The following is a 4,148-nucleotide window of genomic DNA, read 5'->3' on the forward strand; positions in this document are numbered from 1 at the left end:
GCGCCATCATTTCGTTTAGATAAGAGTTGAATGGCGCTTTCCCCCGCAGTTAAAGATCAGATCGGCCAGTGGTACAAAGCCCTGCAGCAGCAAATACCGGATTTTATTTCCCGTGCCCCTCAGCGGCAGATGATTGCCGAAGTGGCGAAAACCCTGGCCGGAGATTACCCTCGCCATCTGGCGATCGAAGCGCCAACCGGCGTGGGTAAAACGCTCTCGTACCTGATACCGGGTATCGCTGTTGGCCGTGCCGAAAGCAAACCGCTGGTGGTCAGTACCGCCAACGTGGCGCTACAGGATCAGATCTACAGCAAAGATTTACCGCTGTTGAAAAAGATCATTCCCGATCTGAAATTCACCGGTGCGTTTGGCCGTGGGCGCTATGTGTGCCCGCGTAATCTGGCGGCGATGAGCACCGACGTGGTTGAACAGGGCGATCTGATGCTGTACCTGGACGAAGACGAACTGGCACCGTCGAACGGCGAGGAGCAGGCGCTGTGTCAAAAGCTGGCAAAAGCCTTGGCGCGCCATGAATGGGATGGCTTGCGCGATCACTACCCGCTATCGATAGCCGATCCCTTATGGGGCAAGCTGAGTACCGACAAGGCCAACTGCCTGGGGCGCAACTGTCACTATATTCGTGAATGCCCGTTCTATATTGCCCGTAAAGAAATTGAAACTGCCGACGTGGTGGTTGCCAACCACGCGTTGGTGATGGCGGCGCTGGAAACCGAGTCGGTATTGCCGAACCCGAAAGAGCTGCTGCTGGTGCTGGACGAAGGCCATCATCTACCGGAGGTGGCGCGGGATGCGCTGGAGATTGACGGTGAGATCACCGCGCTGTCAACCAACCTCCAGCTCGATATGATCGTGCGCCAGGTAGAACAGTGCATGACGCAGTACCGGCCAAAGAATCCGCCGGGATTGGCCAATAGCGAACGGCTAAAAAATCACTGCGAAGAACTGCGCGAACTGATCCAGATTTTTGAGCACCAGGCCAACGCCTACCTGCCGCCAGACAGCGGCAACGCCGAATATCGTTTCGAAATGGGCGAACTTCCCGGCGAAATGGTAGAGATCTGCGCGCGCCTGTTCAAACTGACGGACGGCCTGCGCGGCCTGGCCGAATTTATTCTTAATGACCTCAGTGAACAGACCGGCAAGCACGATATTGTGCGGTTGCATCGCGCCATCATCCAGATGAGCCGCACGCTGGGCTATCTGGAGGCGATGAGCAAGCTGTGGCGGCTGGCGGCAATGGATAAATCCTCCAATGCGCCGATCTCCAAATGGATTGCGCGTGAACTGCGCGATAACGTTACCCATCTTTATCTGCATTGCGTGGGCATCCGCGTCAGCGATCAGCTGGAAAAACTGCTGTGGCGCAAGGTGCCGCACGTGGTGGTCACCTCGGCAACGTTACGTTCATTGAACAGTTTCTCGCGGCTGCAAGAGATGAGCGGGCTGAGTGAGAAGGCGGGCGATCGCTTCGAAACGCTGTCTTCGCCGTTTAACCACGTCGAACAGGGTAAAATTGTCATTCCCAAGATGCGTTTTGAACCGGCGATGGTCAATGAGGCCGAGCATCTGGAAGAGATGGCGCGTTTTTTCCGTGGCGAGCAGGCCAGCGGCCAGCATAAGGGGATGCTGATCCTGTTCAGCAGCCACCGTGCGATGCAGACCTTCCTCAGTTATGTCACCGATCTGCGTCTGATGTTGCTGGTGCAGGGCGATCAGCCACGTTATCGGCTGGTGGAAGAGCACCGTAAGCGGGTAGAGAAGGGCACTGCCAGCGTGTTGGTCGGGCTACAGTCATTTGCTGAAGGCTTGGATCTGAAAGGTGAACTGCTGACCCAGGTGCATATCCATAAGATTGCCTTCCCGCCGATCGATAGCCCGGTGATCCTCACTGAGGGCGAATGGCTTAAATCCCTCAATCGTTATCCGTTTGAGGTGCAGAGCCTGCCAAGCGCGTCGTTTAACCTGATCCAACAGGTGGGCCGCCTGATCCGTAGCAACGAGTGCCGTGGCGAAATCGTGATTTATGACCGCCGCCTGTTGACCAAGAGCTACGGATCCCGCCTGTTGGCAGCGTTGCCGGTGTTCCCGATCGAACAGCGAGAGGTGCCAGAAGCGGACAAAGCCCATAAGGCGGCATTGAAATCTGCGGCAGAGGCCGCCAAGAAAGAGAAAAAGCGTAAAAATCCGTTTGCTCGCCGCCGTACCCGCTAACAAATGTATTCTGGCAAAACGACTTTCTAGCTACTATGGATCTTGTTTTTAAACCCCTTTGTACAGGTGATTTATGGTGGAAATATCTACGTTGTTGCTATTCGCCGGTGCCTGTCTGGCGCTGACGGTGACTCCTGGCCCGGATATGCTGTTGATCGCTTCCCGAAGCCTAAGCCAAGGGAGAAGCGCTGGTTTCGCTTCTCTGGCCGGAATACAGCTGGGAACCTATTGCCACGCGTTGGCGGCGGCGCTGGGCCTTTCACAGCTGTTTGTCGCGCTGCCGCTGGCCTATGATGCGGTACGTTTGTTAGGGGCGGCCTATTTACTGTATCTAGCATGGAAAACGCTGCGTTCAGGCAGTAGTTTGCAGGCATCAGCCGGGTTACAGGCCGTCTCTGTAAGGCGAATTTTTCAGCAGGGATTGTTGACCAATATTCTCAATCCGAAGATGGCGCTGTTTGTGCTGGCGCTGTTCCCGCAGTTTATCACTCCGCAGAGTGGTTCCGTAGTGGTACAGATGCTGATCCTGGCCACTATCTTGAATGCGATTGGTTTGGTGATTAACGGTGCCGTGATCCTGGTGGTAAACCGTTTAAAAAGCCGCTTTACTGGCCGCCAAGTCAGCGCTCGTTGGCCGAATTATTTGTTGAGCGGGGTATTTGCCGGGTTGGCTTGCAAGCTTATTTTCGACAGCCGGAAATAAGCTAGAGCATTGCCTCAAAGGCGGCACCGGCAGGGCAATCAGGCTGTGCGCTGTACATGACCAGCCGCAGGTGGTTTTCTTCATCGACAATAAACGAGGCGTGCTCAAAGGTCACTTCGCCTGCCCCTGTAACCAAGAAAGTGCGTTGCCCCTGGCAGCGGCCATGGATATCGTGCTGTTGCCACAGCTGGCGAAATTGCGGGGAAACATCGCTCAGAGCCTGAATGCGTTGCAACATGGTGGCATCTTGCGGGGCACGGGCGTAATCACGGCGAAAGCTGGCCAGGATTTGCGGGGCCTGCTCCTGCCATCCCATTAACCGTTGATTCAGTTCGGGATCGGCAAACAGCATCCATAGCATATTGCGCTGCTCCGGCTGACGCTCACCGATGGCAAATAGGCGGTCTGCCGCCGGGTTCCAGGCGATAATATCCCAGCTCAGGTTCATCACATAGGCCGGGCGCAGGGTGAGATCGTCCAGCAAGCGGCGTACCAAGGGGGTGACCTGACACCATTGATGGCCTGCTACCACCGGTGGCCGCTGATGTGCCAGCAAAAACAGATGATAGCGTTCGGTCGCATCCAACTTCAGAACCCGCGCCAGATCCTCCAGAAACTCCACCGAAGCATTGATTTCCCGCCCCTGTTCCAGCCAGGTGTACCAGGTCAGGCCCACGCCCGCCAAAGCGGCAACCTCTTCACGCCTTAGCCCAGGCGTACGCCGCCGCGTGCCGCTAGGCAGGCCAACGGCCTGGGGAGAGAGTTTTTCACGCTTGATACGCAGAAAATCTGCCAGCTCTTGACGGGTGCGGTTAAGGGTACGTGGTGGCATCGGCGGCTCCTGTTACTTTCAGTAATAGTATAACTGGCTATATAGTAACAGTTTAAAGCATGTTCCATACTGCCGCCATCAGGTTATCAGGAGGCGTTATGGAGCATACCTTGTTTGATAGGAAGGCCGGTTTACCGGGGCTGCCGGTGTTGTTACTCGGTGGGTTCGTTACCATGTTCGATTTGTTTGTGGTTAACGTGGCGGTGCCGGTGATCCAGCAGCAGTTCAACGCCAGCTTTGCCGAGGTTGGGCTGATTATCGCCAGTTATGAACTGGCTTTCGGCATTTTGCTGATTGCCGGTGGGCGATTGGGGGACCGTTTCGGTCGGCGGCGTATGTTCAACTGTGGCATGTTGGCTTTTGCGCTGACCTCGACGCTTT

General features: G+C 55.8%; 4 protein-coding genes. 3 read left to right on the top strand and 1 reads right to left on the bottom strand.

What is annotated here, in order from left to right:
- The first annotated feature begins 30 nt into the window (after positions 1-30).
- Positions 31-2,232, top strand: a complete 2,202-nt coding sequence (dinG, locus tag ACLQ7H_RS18175) for an ATP-dependent DNA helicase DinG (protein WP_411753867.1) — start codon at positions 31-33, stop codon at positions 2,230-2,232.
- 73 nt (positions 2,233-2,305) lie between these two features.
- Positions 2,306-2,935, top strand: a complete 630-nt coding sequence (locus tag ACLQ7H_RS18180; protein WP_411753868.1) for a LysE family translocator — start codon at positions 2,306-2,308, stop codon at positions 2,933-2,935.
- A gap of 1 nt (position 2,936) precedes the next feature.
- Here ACLQ7H_RS18180 and ACLQ7H_RS18185 read toward each other — a convergent pair whose 3' ends face one another.
- Positions 2,937-3,767 carry a helix-turn-helix transcriptional regulator gene (locus ACLQ7H_RS18185; RefSeq protein WP_411753869.1) on the bottom strand — a complete coding sequence of 277 codons (831 nt, stop codon included), beginning with the start codon at positions 3,765-3,767 and terminating at the stop codon, positions 2,937-2,939.
- Positions 3,768-3,865: 98 nt separating this feature from the next.
- Here ACLQ7H_RS18185 and ACLQ7H_RS18190 point away from each other — a divergent pair.
- On the top strand, positions 3,866-4,148 hold a 283-nt coding region (locus ACLQ7H_RS18190), incomplete at its 3' end, for an MFS transporter (RefSeq protein WP_411753870.1).

The organism is Serratia sp. (in: enterobacteria), assembly GCF_046715635.1.
Taxonomy (GTDB): Bacteria; Pseudomonadota; Gammaproteobacteria; order Enterobacterales; family Enterobacteriaceae; genus Chania.